Annotated in this window: 22 protein-coding genes; 17 read left to right on the top strand and 5 right to left on the bottom strand. The window is 54.5% G+C overall.

Annotated elements, in window-relative coordinates; all coding sequences use genetic code 11:
• Window positions 1-131: 131 nt before the first annotated feature.
• A complete protein-coding gene (locus MCM46_19625; GenBank protein ID MCG3114021.1) occupies window positions 132-425 on the bottom strand; it encodes a 4a-hydroxytetrahydrobiopterin dehydratase in 294 nt (97 codons plus the stop codon).
• Between the two features lie 127 nt (window positions 426-552).
• Here MCM46_19625 and MCM46_19620 point away from each other — a divergent pair, with 127 nt between their 5' ends.
• The 17 genes from MCM46_19620 (at window position 553) to MCM46_19540 (ending at window position 18186) form a co-directional block, all read left to right on the top strand.
• Complete coding sequence (locus MCM46_19620) at window positions 553-897, top strand: DUF971 domain-containing protein (GenBank protein ID MCG3114020.1); 345 nt, start codon at window positions 553-555, stop codon at window positions 895-897.
• 220 nt (window positions 898-1117) lie between these two features.
• Window positions 1118-1639: a cold shock domain-containing protein gene (locus MCM46_19615; GenBank protein ID MCG3114019.1), complete on the top strand. Its 522-nt coding sequence runs from the start codon at window positions 1118-1120 to the stop codon at window positions 1637-1639.
• Window positions 1640-1914: 275 nt separating this feature from the next.
• Complete coding sequence (locus MCM46_19610) at window positions 1915-2514, top strand: hypothetical protein (protein ID MCG3114018.1); 600 nt, start codon at window positions 1915-1917, stop codon at window positions 2512-2514.
• The gene (locus MCM46_19605) at window positions 2511-3299 is read left to right on the top strand and encodes a tetratricopeptide repeat protein (protein MCG3114017.1); all 789 of its coding nucleotides are present in this window, start codon (window positions 2511-2513) and stop codon (window positions 3297-3299) included. Before MCM46_19610 ends, MCM46_19605 begins: the two co-directional genes overlap by 4 nt.
• A gap of 96 nt (window positions 3300-3395) precedes the next feature.
• The gene (locus tag MCM46_19600; protein MCG3114016.1) at window positions 3396-4862 is read left to right on the top strand and encodes an MFS transporter; all 1467 of its coding nucleotides are present in this window, start codon (window positions 3396-3398) and stop codon (window positions 4860-4862) included.
• Between the two features lie 200 nt (window positions 4863-5062).
• Window positions 5063-5578 carry an NUDIX hydrolase gene (locus tag MCM46_19595; GenBank protein ID MCG3114015.1) on the top strand — a complete coding sequence of 172 codons (516 nt, stop codon included), beginning with the start codon at window positions 5063-5065 and terminating at the stop codon, window positions 5576-5578.
• 45 nt (window positions 5579-5623) lie between these two features.
• Window positions 5624-6004 (top strand): TraR/DksA C4-type zinc finger protein, encoded by a 381-nt coding sequence (locus MCM46_19590; protein ID MCG3114014.1) that lies wholly within the window; start codon window positions 5624-5626, stop codon window positions 6002-6004.
• Window positions 6005-6321: 317 nt separating this feature from the next.
• Window positions 6322-7641 (top strand): FHA domain-containing protein, encoded by a 1320-nt coding sequence (locus tag MCM46_19585; GenBank protein ID MCG3114013.1) that lies wholly within the window; start codon window positions 6322-6324, stop codon window positions 7639-7641.
• The gene (locus MCM46_19580; protein ID MCG3114012.1) at window positions 7638-10046 is read left to right on the top strand and encodes a protein kinase; all 2409 of its coding nucleotides are present in this window, start codon (window positions 7638-7640) and stop codon (window positions 10044-10046) included. The genes MCM46_19585 and MCM46_19580 overlap by 4 nt, the downstream gene beginning before the upstream one ends.
• Window positions 10047-10243: 197 nt before the next feature.
• Complete coding sequence (locus MCM46_19575; protein ID MCG3114011.1) at window positions 10244-10645, top strand: hypothetical protein; 402 nt, start codon at window positions 10244-10246, stop codon at window positions 10643-10645.
• Entirely contained in the window at window positions 10642-11127 is a 486-nt protein-coding gene (locus tag MCM46_19570) for a hypothetical protein (GenBank protein MCG3114010.1), read from the top strand. Before MCM46_19575 ends, MCM46_19570 begins: the two co-directional genes overlap by 4 nt.
• Window positions 11128-11149: 22 nt before the next feature.
• Entirely contained in the window at window positions 11150-12226 is a 1077-nt protein-coding gene (locus tag MCM46_19565; protein ID MCG3114009.1) for a trypsin-like peptidase domain-containing protein, read from the top strand.
• Between the two features lie 114 nt (window positions 12227-12340).
• Window positions 12341-14068 carry an ATP-dependent DNA ligase gene (locus tag MCM46_19560; GenBank protein ID MCG3114008.1) on the top strand — a complete coding sequence of 576 codons (1728 nt, stop codon included), beginning with the start codon at window positions 12341-12343 and terminating at the stop codon, window positions 14066-14068.
• Window positions 14065-15384 (top strand): hypothetical protein, encoded by a 1320-nt coding sequence (locus tag MCM46_19555; protein MCG3114007.1) that lies wholly within the window; start codon window positions 14065-14067, stop codon window positions 15382-15384. The genes MCM46_19560 and MCM46_19555 overlap by 4 nt, the downstream gene beginning before the upstream one ends.
• Window positions 15385-15386: 2 nt before the next feature.
• Entirely contained in the window at window positions 15387-16118 is a 732-nt protein-coding gene (locus MCM46_19550; GenBank protein MCG3114006.1) for an ABC transporter ATP-binding protein, read from the top strand.
• Window positions 16115-16906 carry an acyltransferase gene (locus tag MCM46_19545; GenBank protein ID MCG3114005.1) on the top strand — a complete coding sequence of 264 codons (792 nt, stop codon included), beginning with the start codon at window positions 16115-16117 and terminating at the stop codon, window positions 16904-16906. The genes MCM46_19550 and MCM46_19545 overlap by 4 nt, the downstream gene beginning before the upstream one ends.
• A gap of 71 nt (window positions 16907-16977) precedes the next feature.
• Window positions 16978-18186: an MFS transporter gene (locus tag MCM46_19540; protein ID MCG3114004.1), complete on the top strand. Its 1209-nt coding sequence runs from the start codon at window positions 16978-16980 to the stop codon at window positions 18184-18186.
• Here MCM46_19540 and MCM46_19535 read toward each other — a convergent pair.
• The 4 genes from MCM46_19535 to leuC form a co-directional block, all read right to left on the bottom strand.
• The gene (locus MCM46_19535) at window positions 18167-18910 is read right to left on the bottom strand and encodes an alpha/beta hydrolase (protein MCG3114003.1); all 744 of its coding nucleotides are present in this window, start codon (window positions 18908-18910) and stop codon (window positions 18167-18169) included. The two genes, MCM46_19540 and MCM46_19535, sit on opposite strands and share 20 nt — an antisense overlap.
• An 89-nt stretch (window positions 18911-18999) precedes the next feature.
• Window positions 19000-19494, bottom strand: a complete 495-nt coding sequence (locus MCM46_19530; protein MCG3114002.1) for a hypothetical protein — start codon at window positions 19492-19494, stop codon at window positions 19000-19002.
• Window positions 19495-19573: 79 nt separating this feature from the next.
• Window positions 19574-20170, bottom strand: coding sequence for a 3-isopropylmalate dehydratase small subunit (gene leuD / locus MCM46_19525; protein ID MCG3114001.1), 597 nt, complete (start codon window positions 20168-20170; stop codon window positions 19574-19576).
• Between the two features lie 13 nt (window positions 20171-20183).
• The gene (leuC, locus tag MCM46_19520; protein MCG3114000.1) at window positions 20184-21590 is read right to left on the bottom strand and encodes a 3-isopropylmalate dehydratase large subunit; all 1407 of its coding nucleotides are present in this window, start codon (window positions 21588-21590) and stop codon (window positions 20184-20186) included.
• Between the last annotated feature and the right edge of the window lie 273 nt (window positions 21591-21863).

The following is a 21863-nucleotide window of genomic DNA, read 5'->3' as shown; positions in this document are numbered from 1 at the left end:
AAAGAAGTATACCAAAATTATGGAAGAATCGGGGAGGGAGGGTTATCCCATTTTTGTATGACTGGAAGAAATCGGTTTACAGACAAATACGGACCGGCCAAAGAGACCGCGAAGTCATTCCGCCCGGAAAACTAGATCGTCGGCGGCTTTTCGACTTGATCGATCATCTGGGCTAGGTTAAAATCTCTATCCGTGATTCCTCCTTGACTGTGCGTCATCAACTTGAGGAGGACCCGGTTATAGTTGATCATCATGTCGGGATGATGATCGACGGAGTCGGCCAGCTCCGCCACCCGATTTACAAATTGCATGGCCGTTTTGAACGTTCTGAAGGAATATTTTTTCTGAAGCATGTTGTCGTAGAGTTCCCAACCTTTGAGGTCGTGGATCTTCCGGCGAACTTCTTCCATCGAAAGGAGTCCCATCACCGATTCTCCTAAAACACAGATGAAACGATCGTAATCAACTTATTTACAGCGTATCATGTCGAAGGAGAAGAGGTCAATCCGGCCGGACGGCCGAAACAATCATTTCCTCAGCAAAGGAGCCATCATGATATCCAGAAATGCCGTGCCGATCAAAATTGAAAACGTAAAGGGGGAGGGTATTCGAGTCACCTGGAGCGATCAGCATCAGGCGGTCTACCCTTACGCTTACCTTCGGGAGAGTTGCCGTTGCGCATCCTGCATTCATGAATGGAGCGGTGAGAAATTGATTCCACCCGGAAGCATTCCGGAAAATATTGCTCCGACTCAGATTGAGGCGGTAGGACACTACGCCATTTCGATTCATTGGAGCGACGGCCATGACACCGGAATTTATGCCTTTGATTTCCTAAAAGAAATTTGTCCATGTGAAACCTGCATCAAAGAACGCCTCAATGCAGGGGCAAAATAGGAGGACGAATCTTCATCCCCATTCGATTTGCTCGTCTCCTCCGATCGGAACCTGCATGAGATTGACTCAATAAACAAACCGGGCCGACGGAAAAGCTGAGCAATCCTAGGAGTTTGTAAGATCACCCCTTCAATTAATCCGTCCGCATTGATTCAGACAGATTGAGCTTCCTATTAAAATCGAATAGAATGAAGTTAAACGATAGAATGGGAGCTCACTTATGGATATCAAAATCGAATGGCAGAATTCAAAACCGTCACCCTACTGGAACGATATCATTCAAGACCATATTAACCGCCTTAAAACCGGACGGCAGAAAATTACGCATGCCCGGGTCACCCTCCGGAAAAGCCAACACCATCTCAATGGAGCCGATGAGGCGACGGTTGTTCTGTCCGTTCCTGGAAAAACGCTCACCGCCAACAAAACCGCCGAGACGATCGGCGATGTGATCAATGAAGTCTTCAGCGCGGTTGAGCAAGAGCTGCATCGCTACAAGGAAAAGCGGGAACAGGTCGGACAAAAAGGCGCGGCGCGCAGCCATCTTCAGGGGGTGATTGTCCGGTTGTTCAAGGACCGGAATTATGGATTCATCCAAGCCGAGGGACAAGAAGATATCTATTTCCATCGAAATTCCGTGTCCGGGATGCCGTTTAACGACTTGGAGACGGGGACCCGTGTCGAGTTCGATGCGGAGGAGGGGGATGAAGGACCGCAAGCGTCACGCGTAAGCATCAAATAGGAAAACTTCATTCCTCTCCCAATAATTATGTTCCCGGTTCCTTTCCACGCGGGACCGATCGAATCGATCGGTCCCGTCGTACTTTTGAACACCAGCCGAACACTGTAAATTTGATTTTCATGACCTGTCCAATTCAGTTCAATTTCGTTTTCTTCCGTGATATAATGGCGCGCGAAAAGATGTTTTTTATAGGGGGACGGCGCCAGGAAGAGCTGCGGGGTTCATATCCTCTCACCCTGCGCGCCTTGCCCCGCGTACCATGAGGAGACAATTGGATGGAAACACTTTTTTCAGGCATTGAAATGTGGTCGTGGTATTCCGAAGAGAAGGGGATGAACTTCAACGGATACCTGATCGGGCAGGGGAAAGAGCGCGTCGTCATCGACCCGCCGCAGATGACCATCGACGACAAGCAGGATCTTTCGATCGACGGCGCCAAAGCGGTGATCTTGACGAATCGCGATCATATCCGGGAAGCGAAGGAGTGCCGGCTTCTGTTGAACACCAAAGTTTGGGCCCCCGAATCGGACGCCCCCGAAATGGGATCGGTCACTATCGACCAGACCTACAAGGATGGAGACCTCTTGCCGTCGGGACTGAAGGCCGTCTCCATCCCGAATGGAAAATCGCCGGGGGAATCGGCCCTTTATCTCAATCAACACGGTGGAATTTTTATTTTGGGGGATGCGCTCGTCGGCACGCCGGACGGAACATTAAAGCTCCTTTCCCCTGATAAATATACCGACGTCAAGAAAGCGAAAGAGGGGCTTCGCCGCCTCCTCGATTATGAATTCGAGATCGTCCTGGTCGGCGATGGGAAACCGATCCTCTCCGGGGGGAAGAAGGCGGTCGAAGCGTTTCTCAATCGCGGATGATCACAAATTCCTTTCTGCAGCTCGGGAACCGTGCATTTTCAACCGGGGATTATGCGACGGCATTGCAATATTATCAAAAAGCGCTGGAAGGAATCCGGGGGGACCCCGATCTGCTTGCCGATCTTTACGGCAATATCGGGAATGTCTATGGCGCCATCGGGCAGATTGAACAGGCGATCGACTTCTATAAAAAAGCGGTCGAGATATTAAGACGCTCTGAAGCATATGCCCGCCTGGGAGTCACCTACGTCAATATCGGCAACCTTTACGCCGACGAAGGGAATTTCGATCAAGCGATTCACTTTTATAAGCAGGGCGTCCTCCTTTTAGAACGGGAGGAACAATGGGATCATCTCTCCGTTCTTTACGGGAATTTTTCAATGGTCTTGGTCAGAAAGTCGGAGTTCCGGAGCGGCCTGGAATATGCGGAAAAAGGGATGGCGTTGGCGAAAAAATTAAAACGCCCCGCGCTTCTGGCCGATGCTTCCCATCGGCTGTCGAAGGCAAAGGGGGCGATGGGAGAGATCGAGGAAGCCCGGCGTCTCAGCGAATCGGCCCATGCCCTTTACACCGAGCTGAAAAATGAAATGGGCTGCGCGGCGGCCCTTTATCATCAAGCTTTTTTATACGAACAGCAAGGAGATCTGGCGGGGGCGATCCGCTGCTTGGAGCAGGTCGTCGCCATCGATGAGAAGTATGGTCTTCCCAAGCTGGCCGAGAATAAAGCAAGACTCTCCCGGCTGCGCGCCGTAGGAGATTCGGACCCTTTCCGGGAACCCACCTAAAAAAAAGAAAATCATCCCCTATCCTCGTTTTTCTCTTCGTGGTTCCAATTCGTATGGTATAAATAGATCAACGCATCGTCTGAATCGGAAAGATCCTTGGAAAAGGCAGTTGCTCCAGAGAACGAACCTTCACCGGAACCGCAGATCCAAAAGAGCCTTCAGTTTGCCGTTCGAGATGGTCTCTTCTTTTCGGTCATGTCGGGCGTCGGAGAGAGCTATCTCGGCGCTTTTGCGATCTTTCTCAAGGCGAGCAATCCTCAAATCGCGCTTCTCGCGGCCCTTCCTCAACTGGTCGGCGCGTTTTTCCAATTTCTCTCCGTACGACTCCTCAATTATCTAAAAAGCCGCAAGAAGATCATCCTCTATGGTGTGATCGGGCAAGCCTTGGCATGGCTCTTTATCCTCTCGACGCCGTTTTTTTCCGAAAGACGCGCCGTCTCCTGGTTGATCGCTTCGGTCATCCTCTACTCGGTGCTCGGCAGTTTTGCGAATCCGGCCTGGCACAGCTTGATGGGGGATCTGGTCCATTCGAACCGGCGCGGCCGATATTTCGGGAGAAGGAACGGGGTCATGAGCATCGCCGCTTTCGCCTCCCTCTGCTTTGCGGGACTCCTTCTTCACCGGGCGGAAAGCCTGGGACGGGTCGGCTTCGGTTTCGGTCTCCTCTTCCTGATTGCATTTACAGCCCGGCTGATCTCCGCCTATTATCTCTCCCGTATGAGCGAGCCGCTGTATACGCCGCGCGCGGAAGACCATTTCTCCGTCTGGCAATTTCTTCGGGACGGACGAAAAACGAATTTCGGACGATTTGTTCTCTTTACCGCCTTGATCCATTTTTCCGTACACGTTTCCGGTCCGTTTATCTCCCCTTATCTCCTGCGCGACCTGAATTTCAGCTACCTTCAATTCATGTGCGCTTCCGCGGCGACGGTTCTGGCCCAGTTCTTGACACTGCATCTATGGGGACGATTCGGCGACCAATTCGGGAACAAAAAGGTCTTGACGATCACCGGCGTTTTGCTTCCGGTTCTCCCCCTCTTTTGGCTATCGACGACGAATTTTTATCTCATCCTGGCAATCCAGATTTTCGGCGGAATCACCTGGGCCGGATTCTCTCTCTCCATGGGGAACTTCGTCTTCGATGCCGTCTCACCGGCAAAACGGGCCCAGTGCAGCGCCATCTACAACTCGGCGAACGCCGTCGGGATTTTTCTGGGAGCGCTGCTCGGAGGAAATTTAAGCCGCTGGCTTCCGAAGCAGATCGATGCCGGCTTTCTTCACCTGTCGCTGGCTTCGAATCTGCAGCTTCTCTTCTTACTCTCCGCGCTGCTACGGTTCATCGTCTCAATGAAGTACCTGCCGATGATCAGAGAAGTCCGGGAAGTCAAACCGTTCGGGGCGAAGGATTTTTTCGTCGCCATGGCTCAAATGCGGCCGGTGTCCGGATTCAAATTCAATCTCTTTACCCTCGGAAGAGAACGGGCTTCCGCCGTTCTGAAAGAGATCCACCGACCCGAGGCAAAAGAAAAGCTTCCCGTCACACTCGGCGATAGGAAAGAGTAGCAGCGCGCTCCCTCTGTTGATTTACGCTCGACCCCGCCTCCAGGGGATGAAAAAACAGCGCCCCTGTTTGAGCATTTAAAAGTTTTTACACATCTTCAGTCAAAAGGTCTTGTCATTTTGATTTTATTAGTGCTAAAATTTTTTAAGATTTCCGTAGGGGGACATTCAATCGGTCTGATCGGCTGTTGAATGAAGGGGTCATGAAAACAAGACGGCATACATCATCTGGCGGCGTCATTTATAAAGCGAAAGAAGACGGTATCCAGGTCGTGCTGATCTCACATTACAACCAAAAGGGAAAACTGATTTGGTGCCTTCCGAAAGGTTCCGTGGAGAAGGGAGAAAGCCTCCAGGAAACGGCGATCAGAGAAGTGCGTGAAGAGACCGGCGTGTTCGGACGCGTTTTGGAAAAAATCGGGCAAATACAATATTGGTTTTATTCCAAAGAGGAAGAGACAAAGATTTTCAAGACGGTCCATTTTTATCTTTTGGAATATTTAAGAGGGGATGAAAAGGATCATGACTCCGAGGTGGATGAAGCCCGATGGGTGGCTCTGCAGGAAGCGATGGGAATGTTGACCCATAGCAGCGAGAGAACCATTATGGAAAAGGCGACCCGTTACCTGACGGCCGCATACGGTCAGAAAATACCGGTTCCTTCTGTGAAGGTCGAAGAGATCGTTCCGAACGACACGGAAAATTCAAATACGGTCTAAATTGAGCACGAACGCGAGACGATGGGTTTGATGGAGGTTCGACCGATGGAGCAAGTCGATAAGAGAAGAAAAGCACTCCAAGAGATACTTTTGAACAAGAAAAGAGAGGTGGTCCAGCAGATCGAGAATTTAATGGTGGCCCAGGAAGACACCCCGTCCGGCATTCTGGATACGGGCGATCAATCGCTCAAGAATCATGAAACCGATGTCGATCTGACCCTTCTCGAAATGAACAATCGTCTCTTGAAAGAAATAGAGGACGCGCTGATCAAGCTGCCGGAAAACCGATACGGTATATGCGAGGAGTGCGGCGCGGAAATCAGCGCCGGCCGGCTGAAGGCCATGCCGTTCGCAAAATATTGTGTTACTTGCAAGGAGCGGCAAGAGCTTTTCGAAAAGATCGAGAAAACCAGAACCGAAGCCTAAAGACAGGCCGACCGACCGGCCGATTCATGAAGCGAATCGAGCGGCTTCTTCGGAAGTTTCGCGCTCCGACCGATCTGTTCTCGGGGAATGGCCGCGTGTAAGGGGTGAATCTCTTTCTCGACGAGGTTCACCCCTCGTTATTTCTATTTTGTATTCCGATAACCCATTCCCTCTCCAAACCCTTCCCTAGGGAGCGACATCCCGCATTCAAAAAACGATAACTCCTTGAAAAAATCATCAATTCACATTTCCGTTGTTTGACAGAAATCAGGTTCTAAACTAAACTTAATTTTCAAATCATCCTGATCGAGAGTATCATGCTGAAGGATCTCATTGCGAACCAGAAGGTACTGTTTTCAAAGAATCTTTACGCTGCGGGCCATATCGAAACGATCTTCAACGATCTGAAATCAAAAGGAGATCTGGTCACCGCCGTTTTATTGCTGGAGGAGAAAGACCGCTCTCTTCTTCTATTCATTTTACAGGATGATCTTTACGCCGCGGTCGAACTGAAGGAAAATTCTTTCTCGCCCCTTCCCTTTACGGATTATTTTACCGAGATGTCCCAGGCCCAAGGGGCCATCCATCTCTACGTCACCAATCCGATCTTTTTCAAAGCGCTTCTTGTCTTGGCTCAGAAAAAACCGAATATCGTGGCGACGACCGACATCCTCAATATCGAAGCGCTTTTAAATCAAGTGCAAAGAAAGAAGAAGGAGGCCGTTCTCCTGCTGAAGAAGGGGGAGGAGATGAACCTCTTCTACTTCAGGGGAGGAAAACTCTCGGAGACCTATTTCCAAACCGCGGGCGAAGTGACGAAAGAAGGGAGCCTTCAGGAGCAACTCTTAATCTATACCTACTCGTCGGATGGCGCCGAGCCGATGGAGATCCAACTCTTTTATGATCTGGACGTCTCGCCGGCGGCCGATGTCGACGATGCCCTTGAAGCGTTAGGGGAGGGGGTGGAGCGCCATCTTGCCTCCCGACCCCGCCTGATTCTGAAAGAAGAAAAACCGGGAGCGCCGGTCGAAAAGATCCTCGATAAAGGGATCTTCACGTTGGGCCGTGATCTCAGGAGTGATTGGGCGATTAAAGACCCGATGGTTTCAAGAGAGCACGCGATCATCAAAGAGGACCAGGATGGATTTTATATCGAGGATCGGGGGAGCCGAAACGGGACCTTCGTAAACAAGGAGAAGGTCCTCCGAAAAAAACTCTCGGATCAAGATGAGATCCGGATCGGATCGGCGACTTTTCACTTCTCCGGAAAAGAAGGACAGACCGATTCGGAAATCTCCGCTCCGTCGATCTCCGAGCCGATTCGGTCCGCCCCGCAGGAAAATCTCGGAGCCTGGGCTCTCGAAGTGATTTCCGGAAAAGAGGTCGGCCGCTTCTTTGAGCTTTCTCCCAAACTCCTTTCGATCGGCAGGGGAAAAACCGACGTCGTCGTGAACGACCCGAAAGTCTCCCGTCATCATGCTGATCTGGAATGGTCCGAAAAGGGTTTTATCCTCGTCGATCTCAAGAGCACCAACGGCATCTTTGTAAACGATCAAAAGGTCGACAGAAAACCCCTCTCCGCAGAAGATGTCATTACAGTGGGGGACACCCGCCTGAGGGTCGTTTGTAAGAAATGAACCAGGCTTCCTGGCGCATCGATCTTTCCCGCTTTTCTGACGATCCGGTTCTTTTCCTTCAACAATGGATTTCAGACGTTTCAAAGCCGACACTCGTCGGTTATGCCTCTCTTTTTTTCCTGATCGCCATCGGGATACCTCTTGCCCGGCGTTATTTTTCCATGCGTCCTTCGACAAATACATACAACCCGTTGAAAGAGGCCAAAGAAGCCGCCAAATCGCGAGATCCATACCGAGCGGCCGAACTTTTCGAGCAAGCCGGCGAGTATGAAGAAGCGATCCGTTTATACAAAGAAGGAAAAGCCTATCAGCAGGTCGGTCGAATTTTCGAATTAAAAAAGCAGTGGCAGGAATCGGCCCAATTCTATAAGCTTTCCGGGGATACCGAAAAGGCGGCCGTGATGTACCAAAAGGGAGGAGAATACGTCCGGGCGGCGGAGTGTTACTTGACCTGCAAAAAAATATCGTTGGCGGCCGAGGCATACGAAAAGGCAAAGCGGTTCAAGGAAGCGGCGAAGCAATACGAAAAGTTCGGAAACCTGCTCAAGGCGGCGACTCTCTACGATCAAGCCAACGATCCCCCCAAAGCGGCCGAGATGTACGAAAAGTATTTTTTGAGGGAGAAACGGGCCCGTTCGGGTCCCGCTTCCGAGAAAACAAATCAAATCGCTCAGGCCGCCTTCCAGAGCGGGCAAATATACATGAAGCTGAAACAATTTCCAAAAGCGGTCGAGATCCTCACCGCTGGAGGCTTTGCCTTAGAGGCGGCGGAAGCAGCCGTGCAAGGAGGAGAAACGGAGAAGGCGGCGGAATTGTTTCTGACCGCAAAGGCGTTTGATCGCGCCGCCTCCCTTTACGAGCAAATCGGAGATACGCGCCGGGGGAATCGCGTCGTCGGAAAGAAGTTCCAGGAGGAGGGGAAATTCCTTCCCGCGGCGGAAGCCTTCGAGCGGGGAGAGAGCTGGGTCGAAGCGGCCGAGTTGTACGAACGGATCGGCGATAAAACAAAAGCGGGCGAAATGTTGATGAAGAATGGAGACTATCATCGCGCCGGCGACCTGTACCTCTCGGTAGGAGACATGGCGTCGGCCGCTCAGGCGTTGGAAAAAGGGGGCCGATTCAGAGAGGCCGCCGATCTGTATACGCGCCTCCAGCAGTTCGATAAAGCGGCCCAAATGCAAGAGTCCGGTGGGAATTATTACGACGCGGCCCTTCTGTATAAACAGCAGGGGAAATTCGATCAGTCAATCTCCTATCTCCAGAAAATCGATTCTCAATCGTCCGAATATCATCAGGCGTCGCTTTTACTCGGACAGCTTCTCGTGGAAAGAGGAATGATCGATGCCGCGCGGGAGAGATACCAAAAAATTATCTCACAGGAGACGATCGGCCAGGAGAATCTGGAGTTTTATTATCAATTGGCCTTGCTCCATGAGAAGCAGAAGGAGTTCGAAGAGGCGCAAAATCTGTATGAGAGGATCCTGGCGGAAGACTACAGCTATCGGGATGCCAAGAGCCGCAGCACGCTTCTCAAAAGAGCGCTTACCGAGGTGAAGAAAGTCCTCGACGCGACCCGGATCGAGGAAGCCACCGCGCGTCCGGTCGCCGCGCCGGTTCAGCCGACCACCTCGCGGTATAAGATCGTCAAAAAGATCGGGCAAGGCGGGATGGGGGTGGTGTATCAGGCGGAAGATACCCTCTTAAAACGGCTCGTCGCTTATAAAGTCCTGCCGGCGGCCATTCGTGAGAACGAAGCGATGCTCCAGAGCTTTCTGCAAGAGGCACAGATTGCCGCGGCCCTCAATCATCCCAATGTGGTGACGATTTTCGACACCGGTAAAAATGGAGATGAAATTTTTATCTCTATGGAATATGTCAATGGGATCACACTCAAGGAGTACCTGGAGAAGAACGAAACGTCGATACCGAAATTGGTCGAAATCATGAAAGAAATCTGTGTCGGTGTTTCCTACGCGCACAGTAAAAATGTCGTCCACCGCGATTTGAAGCCGGCCAATGTCATGCTGGCGCATGATCTTCGGGTCAAGATCATGGACTTCGGTCTCGCAAAGGTCGTCAGTGAAACGGCGGCGGATAAAACTTCAGTCAAAGGAACCCCGCTTTATATGGCGCCCGAACAAATTCTCGGGGAGAAAGTCGATCATCAGTCGGATATTTATTCCCTCGGTTGTACCTTCTACCGGATGGTGGCGGGTCGCCCTCCGTTTGTTCAGGGAGACGTTTATTACCACCATCTTCACACCCTCCCTGCCCATCCGCGCACCTTGAATCCTAAACTTTCGGAAGCGCTCGACCGGTTGATTATGAAAACGATCGAGAAGGAAAAATCGAAACGTTATAAGAAAGTCACCGAAATCATCGAAGATCTCGGAAAGCTCGCCTGACCGCCAAATCGCCCTTCCTTTTCCTTTTTTCCGCATGCCTTGACAGCCTCTCGAAGAGGAGATTACACTCAAGGCAATGGGAAAGCCGTTCCTCAATTCGTGTAAGCACAGACGTGTTGAGTCCTGATACGTTTAAATTTCGATTGACAACTCATTCGGCACTCCATTAGAGTGCTGATCATCGTGCGGAGGGTGTTGTGAAGAAAGCGATTCCGTTCATTCTTTTCCTCTTGTTGACCGCTTGTGCAACCGGCCCCGAGCGAATGGAAGCCGCGCCTGAGGATTTTCCCAAGGAGGCCGTCATGTTCCAATTCGGTTATCCGGCGGCCTTCGGTCGGATTGTTGATGCGCTGGAGGCGGAGGGTTATGACGTCGCCGTCGCCGATGAACGCGCCGGGTTTATTCAAACGCATCCGAAGGAGATCGACGTCACCCCTGAAGATCCGAAACTCCAATACCGGGGTCTCTACCGGATTCAGGTCGACGGAGATCGCGACCGCTCATGGGCGCTCATCCAATTTATGGTCGTGCCGGAATTGCCGGGCGAGCGGGAAAAACTGGTCAATCGGATACAAGGAGGGACTCCACCCGCACCATGATCCATTGGACCGCCTTTCTTCTATATTGGATGAGGGGATTCGCCGCCCCCATACTGCTTCTCGTTTTTTTGACCGGGTGCGCCTCTTTCACCGTTGATCAAAATGACAAGGCGCAGATTCGGATTTCGAATGGCGCCATGGGATCGGGTTTGGAACTCAATCCCCCCATTCTGAAAATCGAACCGGGAGAAACCGTCTCCTGGAGTAATTTTACAACCTATGATCTCCGAATCCAGATCGAGCCGGCCTCGCCGGCATCCGATCCACCCTCCTTCATCTCACCCTTTACGACGGTTGAAAAAAAATTCGAGGAGGCCGGGAGCTATGATTATACCCTTGTCTTCTCAACCGATAAGACCTTCGGCCGTATCACCGGAACGATCGTGGTGGGGGATCGTCCGGCAAGCCCGCCGCTAAAAAGAGATCAGCCCGAATCGCCTCCCCGGGAGAGAATCCCTGACACAGAACCGTTCATTATCTAAAGGCCGAGCCTCAAAGAGAGGGATGTCGATCCAGAGATGCTGGACCGCCGCGCTTTGGTTCTCACTTCTATTCGTTTTATTCTCTTTCTCCAGCCCCTCGGCCTTCGTCGGAGACGAGGAAAACACGATCGAGATCTATCAGCGCGTCAACGCCAGCGTCGTCAACATCACCAGCATCGCCGTCACTTACGATTTTTTCCTCAATCCCATTCCTTCCGAAGCCTCCGGCTCCGGCTCCATCATCGATAAGAAGGGGTATATCCTCACCAATAACCATGTGATCCGCGATTCCGAACGTCTGGAGATCACCTTGGCCGACGGGAGCAGGTGGCCGGGAGAGCTGGTCGGGGCCGATCCGCAAACCGACCTCGCCGTCATCAAGGTCAACGCGCCGCCGGAGCGGCTGACAGCCATCCCGATGGGGAATTCGGACGGGCTCCGCCCCGGCCAAAAAGTCCTGGCGATCGGGAATCCTTTCGGCCTGGAGCGGACCCTGACCTCCGGCATCATCAGCTCCGTTCGGAAGAACATTCGCGCCGGCGATCTGGAGATGGATGAAGTCATTCAGATCGACGCCGCGATCAATCCGGGAAATTCGGGCGGTCCGCTTCTTAATTCGGAGGGAAAGATGGTCGGGATCAACACCGCCATTTTTACCCCGTCGGGGGGAAGCGTCGGAATCGGCTTTGCCATTCCGATCAACACCGCCAAACGGATCTTGAACGAGCTGATCACGAAGGGCTATGTCGCCTATGCCTGGATCGGTATCGATACGCAGACCCTTCTTCCCGAATTTGCGGAAGCGCTCTCGCTGCCGGTCCGGAAAGGGGTGATGGTCGCCCGGGTGGTGCGGGGCGGTCCGGCGCACCGGGCTGGCATCCGGGGAGGGACCCAACGGGTCGAGGTGGGAAACGCGATTCTGGTGGTGGGCGGGGATATTTTGGTCGCCGTTGATGGGGAAGAGGTCACGTCGGCGGAAGCGTTCCACGAAGTGATGAAAACCAAACGGCCCGACGATAAGATCAGGTTGACCCTCTGGCGGGGCCGGGAGAAGAGGGAAGTCGAGATCAAGCTGGGTGAACGCCCACGGCGGGGATGATGATTTTAATAAGGGTTCGTAGGGGCGAGGCACCGCCTCGCCCCTACAATGCTCCAATGAGGTATGGTATGATTGCTCGGTGGTTATTTTGACAAAGATGAATTTGAGATTGAAATGAAGTTCCTGAACCTCGTCCATGACTTTGAAAAGCTGGAAGCGACGTCGAAACGTCTTGAGATGTTTTCGATTTTGTCGGATCTCTTCCAGCAGGCGAATGCGGAAGAGATCGATAAGATCATCTACCTGGCCCAAGGAGAGCTCCTCCCTCCTTTTCATGGGATCAACATCGGCATGTCGGAGAAATATCTCCTTCGCGCCTTGGCGAAGGCGGGCGATGTCGATCCGGAGATGATCGCGAAACAGTATCGGATCGTCGGAGACCTCGGCGGATTGGCGGAGAAGGTAATTCACGGCGAAGGGAAGGGGCTCACGGTCGCCGAAGTCTACGAGCGAATTGATGCGATCGCCGCGATGTCGGGGGAGGGGAGCGTGGAGCGGAAGATCGATGCCGTTTGCGAGCTGATCGGCGCGGTTTCCCCCCTCGAAGCGAAGTATGTCGCCCGGTTTATGGCGGGAAAGCTGCGGCTCGGCGCGGGAGACGCCACCATCCTGGAAGCGCTGGCCCTCTCGAAAGGAGATCGGGCCTATCGAAAGGAGCTCGATCGGGCCTACAACATCACCTCCGATCTCGGCCTCGTCGCCAAAACCCTCTACCAAGCGGGAGAGAAAGGAATCCGCGCCATGTCGGTCCGGATGGGTTATCCGATCCGCCCGGCCCTCTGTGAACGGCTGAGCTCCGCCGAAGAGATCGTCGAGAAAATCGGCCGCTGCTCCGTGGAGGTGAAATACGACGGCCTTCGCTGCCAGATCCACAAGAGCAAGAATGATCTCGCCATCTTCTCCCGGAACCAAGAGCGGACCACCCCGATGTTCCCTGAAATCGCCGAGGCCTGCCGGAATCTCTTCGGCGAACAAGAGATCATCATCGAGGGAGAGGCGCTTGCTTTCAATGAGGCGACCGGCGATCTTCTTCCGTTCCAGATCACCAGTCAGCGGAAGCGCAAACATGGGATCGAAGATATGGCGAAAGCTTTCCCGCTCAAGTTCTTCGTCTTCGATCTTCTTTATTTGAACGGCGAGGATTATACCCATCATGGGTATGCTCAGCGGAGAAAAAAACTGTTCGAGCTGATCAAGAAAAACCCGGTGATGGAAGTCTCCCACGCCATCGAAACGGAAGATCCGGTCGAGATCCAAAAATTCTTCGACGCGTCGATCGAGCGGGGTCTCGAAGGGATCGTCGCCAAACGGCTCGATGGACCTTACGCAGCCGGTTCTCGGAACTTCAATTGGATCAAGCTGAAGCGGAGTTATAAAGGAGAGCTCTCCGACTCGGTCGATCTCGTCATCGTCGGCTATTTTGCCGGCAAGGGCCACCGGGCGAAGTTCGGCATCGGGACGATTCTCTCGGCCGTCTACGATCCGGGGGAAGATCGATTCAAAACCGTGACGCGGATCGGAACCGGTTTTTCGGAAGAAGAGCTGGTCCAGCTCAAACAGCTCCTCGACGAAGAGGCGGCCCCGGAGCGTCCCCATCCGGTCGACTCGGAGATCACCCCCGATGTCTGGGTGAATCCCAAATATGTCATCACGGTGACCGCCGACGAGATCACCCGATCCCCCAACCATACCGCTGGGAGAGACGCGGATGGGATCGGTTATGCCCTCCGTTTCCCCCGCGTACAGGGGTTCATCCGGACCGATAAAAGCCCGCAGGACGCCACCACCGTTTCTGAAATTATCGATATGTTCAACCTGCAAAAACGGGTGAAGATGGAATGAGTGCGCTTCGCTCGTATCTGAAAGTTCGGATCAAGGGGCTTGTCCGGACATGGACGGAGGAGTGGGCGACCTATTTCATTCTCGCTCCGGTCATGATCGGCGCCGTCTTTCTGTTGGGACGGCGGATCTTTCACGATTTTGCTTCCAAGATCGGCGCGGTCCAGTCCATCGCCATCTCCCAAGAGACGTTGCTTCAAGGGGTGCTCGCCGTCCTTTCCTTAAAGATCTTCTTTAACTTTCTCCCCCTTTCAAAACGCCTCTATCCGACCGAGCAATCGCTGACGATTGATGATCTGTTGCCGATCCGGCCTGAGATACGATACGTGATGTTCTATATCGAACAGCTGATCCGAGACTTTCCCTTCTTTCTTTTCGCCCTTTTCACCGTCCTCTTCTTTGATAAGCCCGACCTGATCGGGTGGGTCTTTACCTTTTGGCTTTTCTTCCCGGGTATGGAGATCGGGTTGACGATCTTATGGAATCATCTTCATCCGCCGAGCCGGGCGGAGCTCCTCTTGGCCCTCTTCATTCTCCTCTGGCTGATCTGGTTTCTTCCGATCGAAAGCATGGGCTGGTGGCTCGATTTCGCCGCCCCATTTCTGGTGACGGTCGGATTTTGGGGATTCGGAAGGTGGCGGTACAGCGATGTCTCCGGGGTCGAGCAGCTTCTGCTTGAATCTCAATCGAAGGGAAACCTCTTTAACCGGATCGGCCGGTGGCTTCCAGAGAGTGTCCGCCCGCTGGTGGTGCGCGACTTTCAGTTGACCCTGCGGAATTTCGCCCCGCTCTTCTGGCGCAATCTGGCGATTGCCTTCATTCTGGTTGCGGCGGTCGTTCTGCGCGGAAATATTCCCGCCGCGGTTTTCTGCGCGGGCGCGGTCTATTTCCTCTCCGCGACCGCTTCGACCCTCTTTGCCCTCCAGCGGCCTTATCGCGCGATGGATTACATTCTTCCCCTTGCGGTGGAGCGGATCTGGCGAGGAAAGGTCCTCTATGCGGTTTTTCTCTCTCTTCCGATTCCCTGGCTGGTTTGGGCCGTCGAAATGATCGTCCGTCCGCTCTCCTCGGCGCAAGGTTTCTCTCTGCTGTTTCAACTGCTCCTCGTGGGACTTGCAGTATCCGCCCTGACGGGGGGGACCGTCTGCGAGGGAGACCAAAAGCCGGCGCTTCACTACATCATCGCCGGCTTCCTCTCGTTGCTCGCCACCCTTTTTATCGCCGTTTTTCACCCGCTTCTTTTTGTTCTGGTCTTTCCGGTTCTGGGGAACCTGCGCGGTTCCGCAATCACGCGTCTTGAAAATGAGGAGGTGGCCTAGCCATGTCGATTCAGCTCCAAGGGGTCACCAAACGCTACGGCCGGATTGTGGCTGTCCAACCGCTCGATTTAAAAATCGACGGAGAAATCTGCGGTTTGATCGGCAACAACGGGGCCGGCAAATCGACCTTGATGAAGATGATCACCGGGCTGCTTCACCCCGACGCGGGGCGGGTGGAGATCAACGGGATCGACTTGAAGAAGGATCCGGAGGAGGCCAAGCGCCAGATCGGCTATCTCCCCGAATCGCCGATGCTCTACCCGCGCCTCACGCCGGAAGAGCTTTTGACCTACATCGCCGAGATCAAGAATGTTCCTTCCCCGGCAGCGGAGATCGATCGCTGGTTGGCGACCTTCGGATTAAGCGAAAAACGGGGAGCGCTCCTGCGGGATCTCTCCTTCGGGATGAAGAAAAAGGTCGCCCTCTCCACCGCTTTCATCGGCTCGCCGCGCCTTCTGATCCTCGATGAGCCGTTCAACGGCCTGGATGTCGCCACAATGGAGCGGCTGGCGGAGATGATCGTCGAATTCAATCGAAACGGCGCGACCGTCTTGATCTCCAGCCATCTGATGGAGTATGTGGACCGCCTCTGCCGGCGCGTATTGATCCTCAAGAAGGGGGCCGTGGTCCGGGAAGGGACGCCGGAGGCATTAAAGGAAGAAGCCAAGGCCTCGTCCTTTCATCAGGCATTTCTTTATTTCACCAGTGACGGGAACCCGGAGACAAAAAATTGAAAGTCGGTTTCGTCCAATTCGATTGCCGGTTCGGAGAGGTGGAAAAGAACACCAACCGCGCGGCGGAGTGGATCACGCGGCAGCGGGCTGACCTCTGGGTTCTGCCGGAACTTTTTAACACCGGCTACCAGTTCACTTCAAAAAAAGAGGTCGCCGCGCTGGCCGAGCCGGTCCCGAGCGGCCAGACGACGCAACGACTGATCCGCCTCGCCAAGGAGAACAGAACCCATCTCGTCGCCGGGCTGGCGGAGCGAAGCGGAAAACAGTTTTACAATTCTTCAGTCTTGGTCGGGCCGAAGGGGTTTATTTCAGTCTACCGGAAGATCCATCTTTTCTATGAGGAAACACGTTGGTTCACCCCCGGCAATCTTCGGTTCCAGGTCCACCCGGTCGGCAAAGCGCGCGTCGGGATGATGATCTGTTTCGACTGGTTCTTTCCGGAGGCGGCCCGAAGCCTCGCCCTTTTGGGGGCGGACATCATCGCGCATCCTTCCAATCTCGTCTTGCCGTATTGTCCCGATGCAATGCCGACCCGCTGCTTGGAGAACCGCCTCTTCGCGATCACCGCCAATCGGGTCGGGTCCGAATCACGCGGGAAGGAAACCCTCACCTACATCGGCATGAGCGAGGTGGTCGATCCGAAGGGGAAAATCCTTTATCGGGCCTCCGATCGGAAAGAGGAGTCCCATGTGGTTGAGATCGACCCGAAGCTGGCCCGGAACAAATCGCTCAATCGCTACAATCATCTCTTAAAAGATCGGCGCGACCGACTGTACGTGAAATCCTAAAGTACAATTCAACTCTTTGCTCTTGATCTTCACCCCTCATTCTTCGTTTCCAGTTCTGTTATGATAAAACCATGAGAGATCCGACGGTTCATGAAACCCGGCCTGTTCTGATCACGCGCGCCTTCATTCTTCTCTTTGCCGCTCATCTTCTCTTTGGGCTTTCTTTTTGGCCATACGTCCTGCTCCCGGTGTTTCTTCAGCAACTGGGGGCCGATCTTTTTACAGTCGGCCTGATCATGGGGACCGCCTCGTTTTCCGGAATCCTCATTCGTCCGTGGGTCGGCGCGGCGCTCGACCGGATCGGACGGCGGAAAATATTGATCGCCGGCGGGGCGATCTTTCTGGGGGCCAATCTTTCTTATCTGGCCATCGATGAGGTCGGGTGGACGATCTTCGTTGTCCGGCTGCTTCATGGGCTCGGCATGGGAATCTTGATGGCGGCCTTCTTCACCCTGGCAGCCGATCTGTCGCCGGCCACGCGGCGGACGGAAGGAATCGCCCTTTTCGGGGTGTCGGGGCATCTTTCCGGCGCGATCGGTGTTTTGGTGGGGGAGCAGATTATCCGGCTTGGGGGATATCCCGCCCTCTTTCTCAGCAGCGCGACCCTTGCGCTTTTATCGATCTTCACCAGCCTCTTTATTCGCGAACCTGATACCCCTTCCCACGACGCCGAACCGGAGGGCTTCTTCTCCGTTCTGCGGGGGCCGGCGCTTCGCATTCCGCTGCTCGGAACCGTCGCCTTCTCCTTCAGCATGACCTCCTACATGGTCTTTCTCAAGCCGTATGCCCTGAAGATGGGAATCGGCTCGATCACCCCTTTCTTTATCGCGTATACCCTCACCGCCGTGACCGTCCGGCTGGCCGGGAGCAGCTGGCCCGACCGGTTCGGACTCAAGAAGGTTCTTTATCCATCGGTGTTTTCAATGGCGGTCGGGATCGTCGCCCTTCTGTTCTGGCCGACCCCCTCGGGCTTGATCGTGAGCGGCGTGCTCAGCGGGATCGGGCATGGATTCATTTTTCCGATTCTTTCGGTCATGCTGATCGAGCGGGCGCGGGAAGAAAACCGAGGAAGCGCGATCACCCTCTTTACCCTGCTCTACGATTTGGGTCTCTTCATCGGAGCGCCGCTGCTCGGCTTCATCGCGATCGGAGAACGTTACGGAAGGATGTACGTCGCCGCCGCGGCGGTTCTCATCGTCAGCCTGATTGCATTCATCCGGTTTGATCGGGAAAAGGGGGGAGGGGGGAGCGGGCCGCCGCTCAGGGAAGGCGGAAGATAAAGTCGGCCATCGCCTTGAAATAGGCCTCGCCTCCGACCGCTTCGGTATTGTTATGGCCGGCGCCGGGAATCGCATAAAAGGTCTTCGGCCCGCGGGCCGCCTCGAAGAGCTTCCGGCCCTGTGCGAAGGGAATGGTCTCGTCCCGGTCGCCGTGGAGGATCAAGATCGGAATTTCCAATCGTCCGATCTTCGAGAGATTATCGTACCGGGTCGTGATCAGCCCTCCGACCGGAAGCCAGGGGAGGGCGACCCGCGCCATCTCTCGAATCGAGATGAAGGGCGCCTCCAAGACCAGCCCCTGCACCTTTCTCTGAAGGGCCAGCTCGACCGCCACCGCCGCCCCGAGCGAAGCCCCGAAAGGAATGATCCTCGCCGGATCGACATCGTCCCGGGTGAGAAGGTAATCATACGCCGCAACGGCATCCAGATAGGTCCCTTTCTCCGAGACCCGCCCGCCGCTTCGCCCATAACCCCGATAGTCGATGATGAGAACGTTTGCTTTTAACGTGTGATGGGAACGGTCGATTCGCCCCACCCGGTGGCTCATGTTCCCCCCGTTTCCATGCAGCCAGAGAATCGTCGTTTGCGCTTCGGGGTGGGGGACGAACCAGCCGTTGATTTTGACGCCGTCGGCGGTGGTAAGGGTGAGGTCTTCGAAGGGGAGTCCGGCGTCGGCGGGGGTGAGGGTGATCTCTTTCTCGGGGAAGAAAATAAGGCTTTTCATGGCGCAACCGCTTCCCAGGAGAAAGGCCGATAAGAACCAGAAGGTGAAAGATTGAAGGAATCGAATCCGTGGCGCTTTCACCATTCGCGTCATGGAATTTTCATGAGCGGAGGGATGGCCGGGTGAAGCGGCTTTTCCGCCGAATCGATGAGGCCAAGGAAGCCTTCGGTCGGCTGGAGCGCATACGATTTCCAAAGTGTTTCGGAGAGCCAGACGGGGCGGGCCGTTTTGTTTTTCATATCGACCTCCCACCACCAGCCTCGCAGAATACCCCGCCGGTCATCCTCCCGCGTGCCATAGGTATAGCTGACGAGGTAGACCGCCCCTTTCCATTCGGTATACCAACCGTAAACACAGTGGGTCTGATCGCCCGTCCAGCACTCCTCGCGCTCGCCGTAGGCGGTCGTCTCTTTCGGAAGATCTTTGATGCTCTCTGTCAGCATTGCCTGGTAATCGGCCTTGATCAGCGCGACGGCGGCAAGAGAGTCCGGTTTCCAGATGGAGGGGAGAAGAAAGGAAATAATAAACCCGGCCAGCATGAGCCCGATAAAAAAGATGATCAGATAGGGAACCAGCTTTTTCACCACTCCGCCAATCCGATCTCGATCGGTTCGACCGACATATTCAATTCGAGCAGAACCTGTAGAGCCCGCCGGGACCTCTCTACGAGACCCAGGCCCGCGTCCTCTCGTACTCGCTGATCTTCTCCTCCTGCTGAAGCGTCAGACCGATATCATCCAGCCCGTTGAGCAGGCAATGCCGCCGGAACGGATCGACATCGAAGAGAAAAAGCAGCCCGTCCGCCGACGTGATCTCCCGCTTCTCCAGATCGACATTCAATCGATAGCCTTCCCTGGCGCGGGTCCGCTGGAAGATCGTTTCGATCTGATCTTCGGAAAGGACGATCGGAAGCATCCCGTTTTTAAAACAGTTGTTGTAGAAGATGTCGGCGAAAGAGGGGGCGATGATGCACTTGAAACCATAATCGAGGAGCGACCAGGGGGCATGCTCGCGCGAGGAGCCGCAGCCGAAATTGGCGCGGGTGACGAGAATCGTCGCCCCTTTATACCGGTCGGCATTCATCTCGAATTCGGGGTTGAGCTGCTTGCCGTCGATAAAACGCCAGTCATAAAAAAGAAACTGTCCGAATCCGGTCCGCTCGATCCGCTTCAGAAACTGCTTCGGAATGATCTGATCGGTATCGACGTTCGGAAGATCGAGCAGCGCGACCAGTCCGTTTAATTTGGTGAATGGCTCCATGAATTCTCCCTTTCTACTTTTTAGAATCGTACTGACGAACGTCGACGAAATGTCCCTCGACCGCCGCGGCGGCCGCCATGATCGGGCTGACGAGATGGGTCCGTCCTCCCTTTCCCTGGCGTCCCTCGAAGTTCCGGTTGGAGGTGGAAGCGCACCGTTCACCCGGCTTCAGGGTATCGGGATTCATGCCGAGGCACATCGAGCAGCCCGACTCCCGCCAATCGAACCCGGCCTCTTTGAAGATGCGATGGAGCCCTTCCTCTTCGGCTTTTTTCTTCACCTGCTGCGATCCGGGGACGATCATCGCATAGACTTTGGAGGAGACCCGGCGGCCCTTCACGAACTGGGCGACTCGGCGAAGATCTTCGATCCGGGCGTTGGTGCAGGAGCCGATGAAGACCCGCTCGATCGGGATCTCCTCGATCCGGGTTCCGGGGCGCAGCCCCATGTATTCGAGGGCCCGCTCGGCCGACTTCCGGTCGTTCGGATCGGTATATTCGGTCGGATTCGGAATGCGGGCGTCGATCGGCAGGACCTGGCCGGGGTTGGTTCCCCAGGTGACCTGCGGGGTCAACGTCGCCGCATCGATCTTCAGCGTGCGATCGAAGGTCGCGCCCGGATCGGTCGGGAGCTTCTTCCATCGGGTCACCGCCGCATCAAAATCTTTGGGAGCGTATTTTCGTCCTTTCAAATATTCAAAGGTCTTCTCGTCCGGGGCGATCATCCCGGCGCGGGCTCCCCCTTCGATCGACATGTTGCAAACGGTCATCCGCTCTTCCATGCTGAGCGAGCGAATCGTATCGCCGGCGTATTCGATGACGCTGCCGACGCCGCCGCCGGTGCCGATCCGCCCGATGATGGAGAGGATGATGTCTTTCGCCTCCACGCCGTAGGGGCGCGGGCCATTTACGTCGATCAGGAAGGTTTTCGGTCTGTCTTGAAGAAGACACTGCGTCGCCAAGACATGCTCCACCTCGCTCGTGCCGATTCCGAACGCCAGCGCTCCGAACGCCCCGTGGGTGGAGGTATGGCTGTCGCCGCAGACAAGAGTAAAGCCGGGGAGGGTCAGCCCCAACTCCGGACCGATCACATGGACGATCCCCTGTTCCGGACTCTTAAGATCGAAGAGGGTCACCCCGAACTCTTTGCAATTGCGCGAGAGGGTATCCATCTGTTTGGCCGAGATTTCATCTTCGATCGGGAGGGCGCGATCGGTGGTCGGGACGTTGTGATCCATCGTGGCAAACGTTAATTCGGGCCGCCGCACCTTCCGCTTGGCCAGCCGAAGTCCGTCGAAGGCTTGGGCCGAGGTCACCTCATGAATCAAATGCCGATCGATGTATAGGAGCGACGGCTTCCCGGCCTCTTCATGGACGACGTGGGCTTCCCAGATCTTTTCAAACATTGTTTTCGGTTTCATGCTGTTCTCATCTCCCGATCAATCCGTTTAATGACGATGCGAGCCGCCATTATAACCGAAACCAAGTGGCGTTGAAAAGTGGTTTTCAGATGGGGTAGTGGGCCAGTTTAAATTTTGTCATGCTCGCGGAAGCGGGCATCCAGAGGTTTAAGAGCACTGGATTCCCGCTTTCGCGGGAATGACGACCAAAAAGGAACCGCTCAACCCAAACTGACCCACTACCTCAGATGGACTTTATTTTGATTATTTCCCTTCTCTTTGATAAGATGCTTT

The organism is Candidatus Manganitrophus morganii, assembly GCA_021651055.1.
In the GTDB taxonomy this organism is placed as follows: Bacteria; Nitrospirota; Nitrospiria; order SBBL01; family Manganitrophaceae; genus Manganitrophus; species Manganitrophus morganii.
The sequence above is the reverse complement of the archived record's forward strand: the minus strand, read 5'-3'. Positions and strand labels throughout refer to the sequence as shown.